The following is a 15,749-nucleotide window of genomic DNA, read 5'->3' as shown; positions in this document are numbered from 1 at the left end:
GGCAATGGTCACTTCATGAGGCCGAGGACGAGCAGCATGATCGTGAAGGCAAGCAACGCGAAAACCACGAAGACCAGTAGCGCCAGCGTCCGCCACAGCGCGGATCGCTTGCGCAGCGAATAGGCGCCGCGCAACTGCGCGAACATGTGCACCGGCGGCGCGAGCATCGCGGTCATCGAGATCAGACTGGTCGGCACGCCGATCGTCCAGGCGAGGGTGAGCGCCACGACCAGCAGCGTCATGAAGGACAAGGAGTAAGTGACGAAGATCGCGTGGTCGTAGAGCTTGAAACCGCGCCGCCAGAGGAACAGCAACGCGACGAACGGCACCGAGATGGGGATCAGCGCCCAGGAATATTTATAGGCGCTCGACTGGAGCTTGTAGAGCGCCAGGCCCGGATTGGCCTTGGCCTTCTCGATCCCATGTTCGATTGCTGGTCCGAGGCCGAGATTCGATTTGACGGACAGGGCCGGGATGTCCTCCTTGCCGAGGGCGATGTCCCGCCGAACCTGGGTGAGGGAATCCACCGTCGCCTGGGCCGCGATCAGCCTGCCGTCGGGAATATCGGTTTGCTTCTGTCTGGCCTGCGCCTTTTCCAGTTTGACCTTCGCCTTTGCCAGCCGGGCGTCGACCTGAGCGATCTGCTCCTGCCGATTGGCCGGCGTCAGGTTGATGGGGGTTTCGAAGTCGCCATCGAAGGTGTGGATCGACGCGAACATCAGGAAGACGGAAAACAGGAACAGGGCAAGCGGCGACACGAAGCGCGCGCGCTCGCCGGCGATATAGCGCCGGGTCAGCGTGCCGGGATGAAGCACGAGCATCGGCAGCGTGCGCCACACCTTGCCCTCGAAATGGAAGACGCCGTGAAGCAGGTCGTGTCCGATCGCTGCGAGCGAGCGATGGACATGCGCGGCCTGGCCGCAGGCATGGCAATGATCGCCGATCAGCGCGGTGCCGCAATTCAGGCACAGGCCCCCGGCGCCATGCCCGGCTCCAGCATGGCTGTCGCCAGCCCTGGGCTCGATCGCGCGCCCGATCAGCGCTCCCGTGGCGATGTCGCCGGCTGCTTCTATTCCCCCGTTCATGGCGGGCGAATATCATCTTGTCGTAGCAAAAGGCGATAGCCCTTTGGCGTGGGTCGCCGGTCGTGGTAGCGAGCCCGACATGGCCGATGCCGAAACCGATTCCACGGCGCTGATCGCCGATATGGGCCGCCGCGCGCGCGCCGCCGCGCGTGTGCTGGGCGGCCTGTCCAGCGCCGCGAAATGCCGCGCCCTCGAAGCAGCGGCTGACGCGATTCGCGAAGCTGCCCCGGCGATTGCCGCCGCCAACGCCGAGGATATGGCGCGGGCGGAGGCTGCGGGACTGTCGGCGGCGATGCTCGACCGGCTTCGGCTCGATGCAGGGCGGATCGAATCGATGGCGGCGGGCGTCGCGGCGGTCGCCGGCCTGCGCGATCCGGTGGGCCAGCTGATCGACGAGAGCCGCCGGCCGAACGGCATGGTGCTGCGCCGGGTGCGCGTGCCGATCGGGGTGATCGGCATCATCTACGAAAGCCGCCCGAATGTGACGGCCGATGCCGCGGCCCTGTGCATCAAGTCGGGCAATGCAGTGATCCTGCGCGGCGGATCGGAGGCGATCGGCAGCAACCGCGCGATCCATGCGGCCATGGTCGCCGGGCTCGAGCGTGAAGGCGTGCCGGGCGATTCGGCGCAACTGGTGCCGACCACCGATCGCGCGGCGGTCGGTGCGATGCTCGGCGCCGAGGGGGCGATCGACCTGGTCGTGCCGCGCGGCGGCAAGAGCCTGGTCGCGCGTGTCCAGGCAGAGGCGCGCGTGCCGGTGCTCGCGCATCTCGACGGGATCAACCATGTCTATGTCGATGCCTCGGCCGATCCGGCGATGGCGCAGGCGATCACCGTCAACGCCAAGATGCGCCGTACCGGCGTGTGCGGCGCGATGGAGACGCTGCTGGTCGATCGCGGCTATCCCCACATAGCCGATCTGGTGAAGGCGCTCGGCGACACCGGCTGCGAGGTGCGCGGCGACGCCGCGATCCGCGCGCTCGTGCCCTCCGCGCGGCCCGCCGACGAGGCCGACTGGGATACCGAATATCTTGAGGCGATCGCCTCGGTCGCGATGGTCGACGGGGTCGATGGCGCGATGGCGCATATCGCGGCGCACGGATCGCATCATACCGACGCGATCGTGGCTGAGGACGAGGGCGTGGCGGAGCGTTTCCTTGCCGGCGTCGACAGCGCGATCGTGTTGTGGAACGCCTCGACCCAGTTCGCCGATGGCGGCGAGTTCGGCCTTGGCGCCGAGATCGGCATCGCCACCGGCCGCCTGCATGCCCGTGGCCCGGTCGCGCTCGAAGGGCTGACGACGTATAAATGGATCGTGCGCGGGACCGGGCAGACTCGGCCTTAAGGCCGCTCGTCCCTTCTTCCTTCCCGGGCCGGGGCCGGGGAAGAGATCGGGCTTATTCCAACAAGCCCATTGTCGCGCTTCGGGCCGATACGCATATCCTCCGCGCCGACGGGAGTGGCATCGACGAAGGAATCCCAGCATGCGTTACAATCCGCTCGGCCGCACCGGCCTGTTCGTCTCGGAACTGTGCCTGGGTACCATGACCTTCGGCGGCGAAGGCTTCTTCGCCTATATGGGCCAGGTGAGGCAGGACGGGGCCGACGCATTGCTCGAGGCTTCGGTCGATGCGGGCGTCAACTTCATCGACACCGCCAATGTCTATTCGCAGGGCCTGTCGGAGGAGATCACCGGCCAGGCGATCCGAAATCTCGGCCTCCGCCGCGAGGACGTGATTCTCGCCACCAAGGTGTTGGGCCCGATGGGGGAGGGCATCAACAGCCGCGGCGCGTCGCGCGGGCATATCATGGACCAGGTCAAGGCGAGCCTGGCCCGGCTCGGCACCGACCATATCGATCTCTACCAGATCCACGGGTTCGATTCGGCAACCCCGATCGAGGAGACGGTGCGGGCGCTCGACGATCTCGTGCGGCAGGGGCATGTCCGCTATGTCGGCGTATCGAACTGGGCTGCGTGGCAGATCGCCAGGGCGCTGGGCATTTCCGAGCGGCTGAACGCAGCGAAATTCCAGAGCGTGCAATCCTATTACACCATCGCCGGCCGCGACCTGGAACGGGAGCTGGTGCCGATGATGACGTCCGAAGGGCTTGGCCTGATGGTGTGGAGCCCGCTTGCCGGCGGCTATCTGTCGGGCAAATATCGCAGCGGCGATGCCGAAGGGCGACGCGCCACCCGCGCCTTCCCGCCGGTCGATCAGGCACGCGGCGATGCGGTGCTCGACGCGCTCGAGCTGATCGCGACGGCGCATGGCGTATCGGTCGCTCAGGTCGCGATCGCCTGGCTGCTGCACCAGCCGCACGTCACCAGCGTGATCGTCGGCGCCAAGCGGCAGGACCAGCTCGACGACAATCTCGCCGCGACAAGGATAGTGCTGAGCGCCGATGAGCTGGCGACGCTCGATACGGTGTCGAAACTGCCGGCGGAATATCCCGGCTGGATGCTCGACGTGCAGAGCAGCTATCGCGACGGTGCGCTGAAGCAGCCGCCGCGGGCAGAATCACGTAAAGGTTGATTCTCTGTAGTCGAGTGTATACATTCGATACATGAGCAAGACCGCCGTCATCACCGCGCGCCTCGATGAAGAAACGCTTCAATCCCTGGACGCCCTGGCCGAGAGCCAGGAACGGACTCGTGCCTGGCTCGTCGCCAAGGCGGTTAAGCGGTATGTCAAGGAAGAGACCGAGTTTCGCGCCTTCCTGAAGGAGGGAGAGGACGCGATCGATCGCGGCGACTATTTCACCCAGGAGCAAATGGAGGAATGGGTCCAGGCGCGCGGCAGGACTGCTGACGCCGCATGAGGCAACTCCGGTGGTCGCGCGACGCGCGGTCCGACATGGCGGCGATCGACGACTATTATCGTCCGCGCAACGTGGAATTCGCGCAGCGCGTGCTCGCTCAGGCAGTTGCCGCGGGCCGAATGCTTCAACAACACCCGCATGCTGGTCCGATGATCGATGACGACGGCATGCGGAAATGGCGCGTGGCACGAACGCCCTATATTCTGCTGTATCGCGATACAGGGACGATCCTGCGTATCGTGCGCGTCATGCACGCCGCACAGGATTGGCAGAGCGACTTGCCATGACCCGCATCGGCATCCTCGGCGGCTCGTTCAACCCGGCGCATAGCGGCCACCGGGGGATCAGCCTCGCCGCGATCCGCGCGCTTGGGCTTGACGAAGTGTGGTGGCTGGTCTCGCCGGGCAACCCGCTCAAGGAGAAATCGGGCGACATGGCGCCGTTCGCGATCCGCTTCGCCTCGGCGCGGCGCATGGCCCGCCATGCCCCGATCCGGCCCAGCGCGATCGAGCTCGACCTGCACACCCGCTACACCGTCGACACGGTCCGCGCGCTCACCCGGCGCTACCCGAAAACGCGCTTCATCTGGCTGATGGGATCGGACAATCTCGCCCAGTTCGACCAGTGGCGCGACTGGCGCGGCATAGCGCGCGAGGTTCCGATTGCGGTTGTCGCCCGTCCGGGCTATGATGGCGTCGCCCACGCGGCCCCCGCGATGGGTTGGTTGCGGCGCTTCATCCGGCCCGTGGACCAGGCAAAGAGCTGGACGAAGTGGAGATTGCCGGCACTCGTGCTGTTGCGCTTCCGCCCCGACCCGACTTCCGCGACCCGGCTTCGTATGGCCGATCCCGCCTGGCAGCGCCGTTATGCGCGGCCGGTGCCACCCACACCCTCAACATAGGAATCGTCTTGGCCTCATCTTCCCCTGCGTATCGTGCGTCCGAACCCGATGAGGTGGAGGCGCTGCACAAGCTCGTCCTGGCGTCGCTCGACGACGATCAGGCCGTCGACACCATCTCCATCCCGCTGGCGGGCAAGAGCAGCATCGCCGATCACATGGTGATCGCGAGCGGCCGCTCGACGCGCCAGGTCGCCTCGATGGCATCGAAGCTCGCCGAGAAGATCAAGGGCGAGCTGGGCCGGAGCACGCGGATCGAGGGCCTGCCCACCGCCGACTGGGTGCTGATCGATGCGGGCGACGTGATCGTCCACCTGTTCCGCCCGGAAGTGCGCAGCTTCTACAATCTCGAGCGGATGTGGGCGTTCGGCGACGCGCCGCCCCCGGGCCCGGATTCGTCTCCGGCAGCGCCGACGCCCGACGCGTAAGCCGCGTTGCTGCTCCATATCGTCGCGCGCGGCCGGATCGGGCGCGGGCCCGAGGCCGAGCTGGTCGATCGCTATGTGAAGCGCCTCGCCTGGCCGGTGAAGCTGACCGAGCTGCCCGATACCGGCGGCAGGATGCCGGCGGTCGAGCCCGGCACCCGTATCGTCATGCTTGACGAGACGGGCGAGGTGCTGCCCTCGCGCAGCTTCGCCGACAGGCTGGAGAAATGGCGTGACGGCGGCGTTCGCGAGGCGCGTTTCCTGATCGGCGCGGCCGACGGATTCGACGATGCCCAGCGGGCCGGCGCCGATCTCCTGTTGTCCTTTGGCCGCGCGACCTGGCCGCATCTGCTCGCCCGCGCGATGCTTGCCGAGCAATTGTGGCGGGCGACGAGCATCCTTGCCAACCACCCCTATCACCGCGAAGGGTGAGCGCATGCGCGCCGCCTGGACAGCATCGATCGCTGCCGCCGCCCTGGCCGGCATCGGCGGCGTGTCCTTGTCGGCCCAGACAGGGCCAGCGCCAGCGACAACCACGGCATCGCCTGCCGACGAGCAGCGCCAGCGCCTGATCGAGGCCAAGGCGCAGTCAGCCGCCGCCGCCGCGCGATCGGCCCGGCTCGAACAGGCAGCGGCGCGCGAGCGGAACGAGGCAGTCCAGGCGCGCGCGCAGGAGGCTGCGGTCGCCGCGCGGATCCAGCAGGCCGAGGCCGATATCGCGGCGGGCCAGGCCCGGATCGCGATCATCAACCGCCTGCTCGCTGCCCAGCGGGCGCGCCTCGCCGCCCGGCAGGGGCCGGTCACGCGGCTGATGGCGGCGCTCCAGTCGCTCGCGCGGCGGCCAGCGCTGATCAGCATCGTCCAGCCCGGGTCGGTCGGTGATATCGTCCATGTCCGCGCCGTTCTCGCCAGCACCTTGCCGGTGGTTCGGGCGCGTACCGCCGATGTCCGCGCCGATCTCGCCCGTACCCGCCAGCTCCAGGCGAGCGCGGCGCTGGCGACCCGGACCCTGGCCGACAGCCGAATGCGGCTCGAGGAGCAGCGCCTCGCCCTGACCCGGCTCGAAGCGGAGCACCGGCTTCGCTCGCGCGCGCTCGGGCGCGACGCGCTGTTCGAATCGGATCGTGCCATCGCGCTTGGCGAGCGCGCCCGCGACATCGTCGACCTGATGGACCGGCTCGGCAGCCAGGCGACGACGCGCGAGGAGCTCCAGTCGCTGCCTGGCCCGCTGCCTCGTCCGCCGCGCCCGGGCGAAGTCCCGTCGCCGGTCGAAACATTGTCCTGGTCGGCCGGCGTGCCGCCCTACAGGCTTCCCGTTGTCGGGCGGGTGGTGACCGGGCTGGGCGAGCTTTCCGATGCCGGCGTGCGCTCGCGCGGGCTGACGATCGCCAGCGTGGCGCAAGCGGCGGTGATCGCACCGGCGGCGGGGCGGATCGCTTATGCGGGTCCGTTCCGCGGCTATGGCACGATCGTCATCATCGATCATGGTGGTGGCTGGACCTCGCTGATCGCCGGGCTCGGCGCCGTCTCGGCGAAGGTCGGGCAGGTCGTGGCGCAGGGCTCTCCCGTCGGGCGCGCCGGGACGGGCGATGAACCCCGCATCACCGTCGAGCTGCGCCGCCGCGACCGGCCGGTCGACATGACGCCGCTGCTGGGATGATGTTTTTCAGCTCCCCTGAAGCGTGGAGGGCGGAAGGAGTCACCCCCTGTTCAGCCGCGCTGCGCTTTCATCCGCGGCATTTGATCGCTACGATGCCCGCAAACCGGTTTCCTGGGTAAAAGCTTATGTCACGTGCACTTCTTCAGGCGACCGCGATCGCCGCGGTCCTCGCGATCATTCCCGTCGGCACCAGCGCGATGGCGGCGGTCGACAGCAGCACCTATCGCGAGATCGACCAGTTCATGGACGTCTTCAACCGGGTGAAGGTCGACTATGTCGACAAGGTCGACGACAAGACGCTGATCAAGGGCGCCATCACCGGCATGCTGGCGGCGCTGGATCCGCACAGCGCGTATGAGACCGGGCTCGACTACGACAATCTGCGTATCCAGACGCTGGGCAGCTATGGCGGCCTCGGCCTGACGGTCACCATGGAGGACGGCGCGGTCAAGGTGATCTCGCCGCAGGAGGACACGCCGGGCTGGCGCGCCGGGGTCAAGCCGGGCGACTACATCACGCATATCAACGGCAAGCTGATCTATGGCGAGACGCTCGACGAGGCGATCACCGAGATGCGCGGTCCCCCCGGCAGCAAGATCGCGCTGACCCTGATCCGCCCCGGCCGCGACAAGCCGATCGAGGTGTCGATGGTTCGCGAGAAGATCGTGCAGAAGCCGGTGAAGTGGGAAGTGAAGAACGGCATCGGCATCATCAACATCAACGCCTTTTCGGAGAATACCGGCGAGGCGACCAGGGCAGCCATCCTCGGCGTCGAGAAGTCGCTCGGCCATGCGCCGCTCGGCTATATCGTCGACCTTCGCAACAATGGCGGCGGCTTGCGCGACGAGGCGGTGAAGGTCGCCGACAATTTCCTGAACTATGGCGAGATCGTCTCGGAACGCGGCCGCGAGAAGAGCGATATCCAGCGTTTCTACGCGCATAACGGCGATCTCGCGCGCGGCCTGCCGGTGATCGTGCTGACCAATGCCGGCACTGCCTCGGCATCGGAGATCGTCGCCGGCGCGCTGCAGGACCATCATCGCGCGCTGGTCATGGGCGAGCGCTCGTTCGGCAAGGGATCGGTGCAGACCGTGCTCGATCTCGGCAACAATACCGCGCTGCGCCTGACCACATCGCGCTACTATACGCCCTCGGGCCGGTCGGTGCAGGAGGGCGGGATCGAGCCCGACATCAAGGTGCCGCAGATCACCGACCCCGACTACAAGGCGCGACCGGTGTTTCGCGAGGCTGACCTGCGCCGCCACCTGATCAACGAGGTGAAGGCCGACAATTCAGTGCTTGAGGAAGATACCAAGACTGATCCGCGCTTCGCCGCGACGCCCGAGCAGCTCAAGGCGAAGGGGATCGAGGATTTCCAGCTCGACTATGCGCTGAAGACGCTCGGTCGGCTCGCCTCCACGCCGCAGCCCCAGGTGGCGAGCGTGACGCCGGTTACGAAGCACTGATCGCGCGATGACCAGGGACCGCTTCGTCGCCGCACGCTGGATCGCGCTGCTCCTGCCCGCCGCCCTGATGGCGGGTGCGCTTGGATCGCAATTTATCGGCGGGCTGTTCCCGTGCGAGATGTGCCATTGGCAGCGCTGGCCGCACTATACCGCGATCGTGCTGGCCGCCGCGGCGTTCGTCGTGCCCGGTGCCCTGGCCAAGCGCGCGCTGGTCGCGGCGGCGGCGATCGCGATCCTCGTCAGCGGCGGGATCGGCGTGTTCCATGCCGGGGTCGAATATCACTGGTGGCAGGGCATCACCGCCTGCAGCACGACGATGCAGGGCAGCGGCGGCTCGGTCGCCGACATGCTGAAGCGGATCATGGATGCGCCGGTCGTGCGGTGCGACGTGGCGCAATGGTCGCTGTTCGGCATCTCGCTCGCCGGCTTCAACGCGATCCTGTCGCTGACCGGCGGGTTTGCCGTCCTCTGGCTGCTTCGCCGCCGCACCGTCTCGGCCTTCGCCAGATGAGCGGCTGGCGGCCCGGTGACGCCAAACGCGCGACCCGCTCGATGATCCGGGTGGATCAAGCGGGCGAATATGGCGCGACGCGCATCTATGCTGGCCAGCTCGCGGTGATGGGGGATCGTACGCCCGCCGCGCGGAAGATCGCCGGCATGGCCGGGCAGGAGGAGCGCCATCGCGCCTTCTTCGACGCGATGATGGCACGGCGCGGCGTGCGGCCGACCTTGCTCCAGCCCTTCTGGGACGTTGCCGGCTTCGCGCTCGGCGCGGTGACGGCGGCGATCGGGCCGGAGGCGGCGATGGCCTGCACCGCCGCGGTCGAGACCGAGATCGACAAGCATTATTCGGAACAGCTTGCCCTGCTCGGCGAGAGCGACCCGGAACTATCCGAGGCGATCGCGGATTTTCAGGCTGAAGAGGTCGAGCATCGCGAGACCGCGCTCGCCTCCGGGGCTGAGCGTGCTTTGGGGTATCCGCTGCTGAGCGGCCTGATCCGCCTCGGCTGCAAGGCGGCGATCGCCACCGCCAAACGCATTTGAACGAATCGGATTGAACGGGAGAGTGTGATGATTGTCAGGATCCTGGTGTCCGCCCTGGCGCTGGCTGTGGCCGGCCCGGCGTTCGCCCAGGTCGTCGGGCCGGTCCTGCCCGGCGCGCGCGTGGTGGTGCCGAAGGGCCCGTCCGAGGTGTCGCGCAGCGCGCCGGTCAACGGCGTCATCACCCTGTTCGGCAACGAACGCTGCCCGACCAATGCCGAAGGCAGCGAAGTGGTGGTGTGCGTGCGCGGCAAGCCGAGCGAGCAGTTCCGCATCCCCAAGGACGTGCGGGAGCTTCAGATCACGCCGGAAAACCAGAGCTGGGCGGTGAGGGCGCAGGGGCTGGTCGATGATCCGACCGTTGGCGGCGGTGTCGGCAGCTGCTCGACCGTCGGCGCGGGCGGGCAGAGCGGCTGCTTCCTCCAGCGGGCGCAGCAGGCCAAGCGCGAGAATCAGGCGAAGAAGGCAGCCCAGAAGCAGCTCGAAGATTCGCTGCCCTGATGCTTTGACCTGCCGGGCCAGCTTCGGTTAGGGCTTGCTCCTCTCAGTGGGCAGGGCAGGCAATGGCGACGGTGACGGGCGGGACGGCGAGGGTTAGGCCGCTCACGGTCGACGGATACGAGAAATTCCTGGCGATCGCCGCGATCGTGCTGCTGGCGACGGTGCTGGTGGCGCTGGTGCGGGGCTATCCGCACTGGGGCGGGGTGCCCGTCCTGGTCTGGGCGCATCTCGCCACGATCCTGCCGGCGCTCGCCCTGACGCCGGTGATGCTGCTGCGACCGCGTGGCGACCAGCCGCACCGCCTGCTCGGCAGGATCTGGGTGGCGGCGATGCTGCTGAGCGCGATCCTGTCCTTCGGCGTGCGCGAAAGCCGCCACGGTTCGCTCGGCCCCGTGCACGTCATTTCGGCCTATGTGGTCATCGTCGCGCCGCTGATCTGGTGGACGGCGCGCCGTCATCAGGTCGGCCGGCACCGCAGGCTGGTGCGCGGCATGGTGACGGGCGCCCTGCTCATCGCCGGGTTCTTCACCTTCCCCTTCGGACGCATGCTCGGCGCCTGGCTGTTCGGCTGATATCATGACCCTGACGCCTCAGACCGCCCCGGCCCGCGCGCCGCATAAGCTCGCGCTCGGCCTGTTCGTGCTGATCTGGTTCTCGATCAGCTGGTTCGGCTCGTCGGAATATAATCCCAACAACTCGACGCGCCTGTTCACCGCGGTTTCCCTTGTTGAGCAGGGCGACGCGACGATCGACGAGTTCCGCACGCTGACGATCGACAAGGCCGAATTCGGCAAGCACACCTATCTCGACAAGGCGCCGGGCATGACGATCATGGCCATGCCGGCGGTGTGGATCGCCGACACGCTGACCGGCACCAGCGTCGCCCCCTATGCCAAGACGATCGAGAGCGACGGGCTGTGGAGCTATATGCGGCTGCGGCAGCGGATCGCGGTGGCGATGACGGTCGCTGTCCTCACCGCCTTCGCCGCGGTGCTGCTGTTCGATCTCGCGACCGGCATCACCGGCAGCCCGCGCGCGGGTTTCGTCACCGCGCTCGCCTATGCGATGGCAACGCCGGTATGGGGCTGGTCGACCACGCTGTTCGGCCATGCGCCCGTCGGCGCGCTGCTGCTGATCGCGACCTGGGCGATCTGGCGCGGCACATCGGGCGAGCGCGAGGTCGGGCGATGGCGCTACCCGCTGCTGGCCGGGGCAGCGCTCGGCTGGGCGCTGGTCGTCGAATTTCCCGTGGTCATCCCCGCCTTGCCGATCGTCGTCTGGGTGGTCTGGCGGACACGCGACCTGGCCTGGCCGGTCCGCGCGCGGCTGTTCGGGCTCGCCGCGGCGGCCGGGCTGGTGATGCTGGTGCCGCTGCTGATCTACAACAGCATCGCCTTCGGCACCCCATTCAGGGTCGGCTATCAGGGCGTGGTCGGCTTCAACGGCATGCAGCAGGGGTTCTTCGGGCTTACCTATCCCAAGATCGAGGTGCTGGCACAGATCATCTTCGGCACTGAACGCGGGTTGATCTGGGTCGCGCCGGTGCTGGTGCTGGCACCGTTCGGCCTGGCGCGACTGATCCGGTCGCCGCAGACGCGCGACCTGGGCTGGCTCTGCACCGCGATCGCCATCGCCGTGCTCCTCTACAATGCCGCCTATGTCTATTGGGATGGCGGGCACGCGACCGGCCCGCGCCATTCGGTGCCGATGATCGGCTTCCTCTGCCTGGGGCTGGCGCCGCTGTGGCAGGGCTGGCGCGCGACCGGGCGGGGCTGGATCGCCGGGCTGATCGGGTCGGGCATGGTCATCAACCTCGCCATCGCCTCGGCCGAGATCGCGGCGCCGCACGGCTACCGCTTTCCGCTGGTCGATCCGGTCATGCGGAAATTCCTGCGCGGCGATATCCACACGATCGCCGGCGACTATTGGGGCTGGTCGCAGGGGCTCGGCCTGGTCCCGTGGCTCGCGGTCGCCGGGCCGCTGCTGTGGTGGCTGGTCCGCGAGGTGGCCTTGTCGGGCGCCGAGCACAGGGATATCAAGACCGTTCTCGCGTGACTGGCGAAGCGTGGAGCACCACGGGGAAGCGCGGGACATCGGCGCCGCTCGCCTGGGCATATCCTCGACCTGAAGGAGCGTCCTTATGCCCGAGCTGTCGCCGATCCGCATTGCCTTCCTGCTCTTTCCCGACGTCACCCAGCTCGACCTGACCGGACCCGCGCAGGTCCTGTCGCGGCTGGGGAACGCCACCATCGATCTCGTCGCGCGGAATCTCGCGCCGGTGCCGACCGACGCCGGCTTCGCGCTGCTGCCCACCGCGAGCTTCGCCGATGCGCCGCCGCCCGATATCCTCTGCATCCCCGGCGGCTTCGGCGTGAACGACGCGATGGAGGATGCGGCGACGCTTGCCTGGGTCGGGCAGGCGGCGGCGGGCGCGACCTGGGTGACGAGCGTCTGCACCGGGGCGCTGCTGCTCGGCGCGGCCGGGCTGCTCAGGGGGTATCGCGCGACGACTCACTGGGCGTCGCACCATCATCTCGCCGCGTTCGGCGCGATTCCGGTCAGGGAGCGCGTGGTGTTCGACCGCAACCGGGTCACTGGCGGCGGCGTGACGGCGGGGATCGATTTCGGCCTCGCGCTCACGGCCGTCATCCGCGGCGAGGCGCATGCCCGGCTGGTCCAGCTCGGTCTCGAATATGATCCCCACCCGCCGTTCGATTCGGGATCGCCCGAACATGCCGACGACGCGACGATCGCGCGATACCAGGCACTCGCCGCAAAATCGGCACCGGGCCGGGATGCGCGGACTCGGGCGGCGGCTGAGCGGATGATGTCCGGGGGCGACGGCGTGGCACCGCCGCCGCGAGGATAGCGCCCTTGTTCTTCCCCGGCGGAGGCCGGGGTCCAGTTAGGGAAGATTGGTGAGAGAGCGCTGTGCTTCATTACCAGGGACATTCCAACTGGACCCCGGCCTTCGCCGGGGAAGAATCAAGTCTATAAGACGCAGCCGCCGCCTCACCGCGGATTCAGCAGGAACACCACATAACCCCGGAAATGCGGGTTTGCCTCAAGGCCGGCGGGCGCCCGCCATTCCCCGCCCTGAAGCAGCCCGATTCGGAACGGAATCTTCATCCGGTCGAGCCGGGCGAGATAGCCGGCATAGCCCGGGGTGACGCGTCGGCCCTGATAGATCTGCAGCACCGCTTCGGCCCGGCGCTCGGCCTGAGCGGCGGGCTTGGGGCAGCCGTATTCGCCGAACGCGTTGATCTGTGCCCGGTTCACCTCGACCCGGCCAGCGGTGGGATCGCCGCGCCGGTCGAGAGGGATGCGACGGGAGAGCGTTCAGGGCGCCGCCATGTTCGCCCGTTCGCTGGCGAGGCGTGTATTCAGCGCGGTCTCATATTTGGCCGCATAGGCGCGGCAGGCGCCGGGATCGACGAACGGGTTGGGCGTCTCGTGCTCGCGGAATTTCGCCAGTTTGACGTCGCCGCCGGATGCATCCGGATGGGACGTGACGAGGATATCGCAGGGGAGCGCGGCAACCACCCCGAAGGTCTTGCGGAACGCGGCGACACCCGCCGCGTGTTCCGGGTCCGAAAAGCGCCACTCTTTCGTCGACACGGGGTTGAGGCTCGCGCCGAACACGATGTTCCGGCAGACGCGGCCGGCGCAGGAGCGCCAGGTCCAGCTCATGCTCCCCGCCGTATGGCCCGGCGTGGCCCGCGCGGTGATGACCGTGTCGCCGAGCCGAAGTTTCTCGCCGTCATCGAGCGTGCGCACCCCGGCGACCGGCGGAAAGCCTTCGAGCAGGCCGAATTGCGGGTCGTCCGCCAGGCTGTGGCCGAGACCGAGCATCTGCGCGCCGGCCCGGCTGGCGATGACGCGCGCGCCGCTATCGCGCGCGAGCGCGGCGATGCCGCCGGCATGGTCGTAATGCGGCTCGGTGCTGAGGATGAACTTCACGTCCTTCACGCTGAAGCCGAGCTGGCGGATATGCGCCTCGATATCCTCGACCGCCTGCGGCACCGCGCCGTCGATCAGGATCAGCCCGGCGCTGGTGCGGATCAGCCCGACATTCAGCCCGCCGAACCCGACCAGATAGAAATTGCCGTGCACCTGCACCGGTGCCTGCGGCGCCAGCCAGCGCGCGGCATAATCGGGTGCGATCGGCCGGGTCAGCGGATCGTCCACCGGTGCCGCCGCCATCGCTGCCACCGAGGCCATCGCCGCGCCGATCACGCTGCCGAACATCATCCACTTCATCGCCGCTCTCCCGATTGCTCGCGCGACGATGTCGCGGCGGCGCCCGCACGACAAAACATCTTATCTCGACGGAGACCCCAATTGGATTTGGGGCTCATGCCTGTTTGCGGGCCATGGGCGATTGCCGGCGACTGAAAGTGACGAGTAAACTGGTTGGCGGCTCGCCGTGCCTTGAGGCTGAGCGGGCCGAAAGCGGCAATCTTACGTAAGGCGCATGTGGCGCCTAACGTTTGTGATCGGTGGTTGGCCGTTCTTCAGGAGTTGCAACGTGATTGTGGGTGATCAGAGTTCTTTCGCGATCGAAAGCTCCATCACGGAAGCCTTTCCCAGTCTCAGTCAGCGAGCGCTTGGCTATTTCGTGGTCCACGTCCGAGGGAAAATATTTGGTGTGAGAGAACCGGATGCGTCCATGCTGGGTTGCTCGTTTAGTGAAGTAAAAGACCGGCTTGGAAGGCGCGGAACACACGGAATTTCGTACCTGTCTGACGTTAGCGCTCCCGTGATTGTCGAGGCTTTTCTCGATGCTATCTACCGGGATGTTGCCCGAAGTGACTATTTTTCCTATCCAAAATCAGAATTTTCCAGTGAGCTTTATGGCTCCAAGATACCATGGGCCCCCGATGGGGACGAGGCATTCGATGATGGCAGTCACATTCTGCAGTTTGATGTCGGAGAAAAGGTTCGTCTGATTGCATTCCAGAATATGGATTGTTCCGTCGACACTGCTAAATCCATTGAGGAAGAGTGGATTGATGGCGACATATTCTACGGCGTTCTTGCCCAATGGAGCGCGCTATTTCTCGCAGATTGGTCGGGCCAAGTATGCGATGCGAATCCCGAAGCTGGAATTATCTGACTCTGCCACATTCGTTATCGCGTCCAAAATGGTCGTCGCCGGTCAACCGATGCGGATGTTGAGCATTTGATGGCTAACATCGATTCATTTGCCGACTGATGACCGCGTCATCGCGGGAGGGGTATTAGGGTGGATCGACATTCAGGCCGGTCCGTCGGCGGCGCAATATGATTCGTGCAGAGGCGCTGAGGGCACTGAGAAAATCCGGTCAGCGCCTATTCCGTATTCGCAGATAAGTGTCTTGCTCGACGACTTCCGCGTCGGTGTAGATATGGTCTGACAGGCCCTCTACCGGTACATAGTCTCCATAATCGAGTCGCTTGTTGTGAAGCTGCATGGCTTGGTGCCAGGTGGACGCACGAAGGCTAAAAACGAGCCTTGCGTTGGGCATCAGGGTCGGACGGAGCCTATCGTTCCGCTCTTTGACAGGGCCGAACTCCCCTCCGTTTTCGTTTTCCCAATACTCGTGCAGCAAGTCCGGCATGGCACTGATCTACAGTTCTCGCCCTATGTCCGCCACTGGATCCGGACGCGGATAGTCCGGGCTTGGCAATGACAGGTGCTGAGGCAAGGGCAGCCTGGTCCTTCGGCTGCGCCTTCAGCCAGCCCACCCGGTGCGAGATATAGAAAACGAGCCAGCGCGCCAGATGGACGTTGCCGTACGCCTGCACCGGTGCCTGCGGCGCCAGCCAGTGCGCGGCATAGTCGGGCGCCGGCTGCCGGTCGACGTCGCCGCA

General features: G+C 66.9%; 19 protein-coding genes and 1 riboswitch. Of the genes, 16 read left to right on the top strand and 3 right to left on the bottom strand.

All coding sequences use genetic code 11. The features are described from left to right. Positions 1-8: 8 nt before the first annotated feature. Positions 9-1,085: a DUF3667 domain-containing protein gene (locus P0Y59_16990; protein ID WEJ98629.1), complete on the bottom strand. Its 1,077-nt coding sequence runs from the start codon at positions 1,083-1,085 to the stop codon at positions 9-11. 79 nt (positions 1,086-1,164) lie between these two features. On the opposite strand from P0Y59_16990, the gene P0Y59_16985 reads away from it, so the two are divergent. The 15 genes from P0Y59_16985 to P0Y59_16915 all read left to right on the top strand — a co-directional run bounded on the left by P0Y59_16985 (position 1,165) and on the right by P0Y59_16915 (position 12,765). Beyond that, on the top strand, positions 1,165-2,430 hold the full coding sequence (locus tag P0Y59_16985; protein WEJ98628.1) for a glutamate-5-semialdehyde dehydrogenase: 1,266 nt from the start codon (positions 1,165-1,167) through the stop codon (positions 2,428-2,430). Positions 2,431-2,569: 139 nt separating this feature from the next. Next, positions 2,570-3,619, top strand: coding sequence for an aldo/keto reductase (locus tag P0Y59_16980; protein WEJ98627.1), 1,050 nt, complete (start codon positions 2,570-2,572; stop codon positions 3,617-3,619). A 31-nt stretch (positions 3,620-3,650) separates the two neighbouring features. After that, a complete protein-coding gene (locus P0Y59_16975; protein ID WEJ98626.1) occupies positions 3,651-3,905 on the top strand; it encodes a ribbon-helix-helix protein, CopG family in 255 nt (84 codons plus the stop codon). Then, positions 3,902-4,192 carry a type II toxin-antitoxin system RelE/ParE family toxin gene (locus tag P0Y59_16970; protein ID WEJ98625.1) on the top strand — a complete coding sequence of 97 codons (291 nt, stop codon included), beginning with the start codon at positions 3,902-3,904 and terminating at the stop codon, positions 4,190-4,192. Before P0Y59_16975 ends, P0Y59_16970 begins: the two co-directional genes overlap by 4 nt. Then, a complete protein-coding gene (locus tag P0Y59_16965; protein ID WEJ98624.1) occupies positions 4,189-4,806 on the top strand; it encodes a nicotinate-nucleotide adenylyltransferase in 618 nt (205 codons plus the stop codon). The genes P0Y59_16970 and P0Y59_16965 overlap by 4 nt, the downstream gene beginning before the upstream one ends. Positions 4,807-4,814: 8 nt before the next feature. After that, on the top strand, positions 4,815-5,231 hold the full coding sequence (rsfS, locus tag P0Y59_16960; GenBank protein WEJ98623.1) for a ribosome silencing factor: 417 nt from the start codon (positions 4,815-4,817) through the stop codon (positions 5,229-5,231). A gap of 6 nt (positions 5,232-5,237) precedes the next feature. Next, positions 5,238-5,660 carry a 23S rRNA (pseudouridine(1915)-N(3))-methyltransferase RlmH gene (locus P0Y59_16955; protein WEJ98622.1) on the top strand — a complete coding sequence of 141 codons (423 nt, stop codon included), beginning with the start codon at positions 5,238-5,240 and terminating at the stop codon, positions 5,658-5,660. Continuing rightward, positions 5,629-6,888, top strand: a complete 1,260-nt coding sequence (locus P0Y59_16950; protein WEJ98621.1) for a peptidoglycan DD-metalloendopeptidase family protein — start codon at positions 5,629-5,631, stop codon at positions 6,886-6,888. The genes P0Y59_16955 and P0Y59_16950 overlap by 32 nt, the downstream gene beginning before the upstream one ends. Positions 6,889-7,013: 125 nt before the next feature. Continuing rightward, positions 7,014-8,354 (top strand): S41 family peptidase, encoded by a 1,341-nt coding sequence (locus tag P0Y59_16945; GenBank protein WEJ98620.1) that lies wholly within the window; start codon positions 7,014-7,016, stop codon positions 8,352-8,354. Positions 8,355-8,361: 7 nt separating this feature from the next. Next, complete coding sequence (locus P0Y59_16940; GenBank protein WEJ98619.1) at positions 8,362-8,865, top strand: disulfide bond formation protein B; 504 nt, start codon at positions 8,362-8,364, stop codon at positions 8,863-8,865. After that, positions 8,862-9,398 (top strand): demethoxyubiquinone hydroxylase family protein, encoded by a 537-nt coding sequence (locus P0Y59_16935; GenBank protein WEJ98618.1) that lies wholly within the window; start codon positions 8,862-8,864, stop codon positions 9,396-9,398. The genes P0Y59_16940 and P0Y59_16935 overlap by 4 nt, the downstream gene beginning before the upstream one ends. Before the next feature lie 27 nt (positions 9,399-9,425). Further along, positions 9,426-9,896 carry a hypothetical protein gene (locus tag P0Y59_16930; protein WEJ98617.1) on the top strand — a complete coding sequence of 157 codons (471 nt, stop codon included), beginning with the start codon at positions 9,426-9,428 and terminating at the stop codon, positions 9,894-9,896. A 62-nt stretch (positions 9,897-9,958) separates the two neighbouring features. Continuing rightward, positions 9,959-10,468 (top strand): hypothetical protein, encoded by a 510-nt coding sequence (locus P0Y59_16925; protein ID WEJ98616.1) that lies wholly within the window; start codon positions 9,959-9,961, stop codon positions 10,466-10,468. A 4-nt stretch (positions 10,469-10,472) separates the two neighbouring features. Further along, positions 10,473-11,951 (top strand): hypothetical protein, encoded by a 1,479-nt coding sequence (locus P0Y59_16920; GenBank protein ID WEJ98615.1) that lies wholly within the window; start codon positions 10,473-10,475, stop codon positions 11,949-11,951. Beyond that, positions 11,938-12,016, top strand: a riboswitch (ZMP/ZTP riboswitch). Its footprint overlaps the gene before it by 14 nt. 20 nt (positions 12,017-12,036) lie before the next feature. Next, entirely contained in the window at positions 12,037-12,765 is a 729-nt protein-coding gene (locus P0Y59_16915) for a DJ-1/PfpI family protein (protein ID WEJ98614.1), read from the top strand. Between the two features lie 143 nt (positions 12,766-12,908). On the opposite strand, the gene P0Y59_16910 is transcribed toward P0Y59_16915, so the two are convergent. Both P0Y59_16910 and bla read right to left on the bottom strand, forming a co-directional pair. Beyond that, positions 12,909-13,175: a hypothetical protein gene (locus P0Y59_16910; protein ID WEJ98613.1), complete on the bottom strand. Its 267-nt coding sequence runs from the start codon at positions 13,173-13,175 to the stop codon at positions 12,909-12,911. A 60-nt stretch (positions 13,176-13,235) separates the two neighbouring features. Next, a complete protein-coding gene (gene bla, locus P0Y59_16905; protein WEJ98612.1) occupies positions 13,236-14,156 on the bottom strand; it encodes a subclass B3 metallo-beta-lactamase in 921 nt (306 codons plus the stop codon). Positions 14,157-14,424: 268 nt separating this feature from the next. Here bla and P0Y59_16900 point away from each other — a divergent pair, with 268 nt between their 5' ends. Then, positions 14,425-15,012 carry an Imm42 family immunity protein gene (locus tag P0Y59_16900; protein WEJ98611.1) on the top strand — a complete coding sequence of 196 codons (588 nt, stop codon included), beginning with the start codon at positions 14,425-14,427 and terminating at the stop codon, positions 15,010-15,012. Positions 15,013-15,749: the final 737 nt, after the last annotated feature.

Source organism: Candidatus Sphingomonas phytovorans (assembly GCA_029202385.1).
Taxonomy (GTDB): domain Bacteria; phylum Pseudomonadota; class Alphaproteobacteria; order Sphingomonadales; family Sphingomonadaceae; genus Sphingomonas; species Sphingomonas phytovorans.
This window is presented reverse-complemented; position numbering and strand designations above follow the sequence as displayed.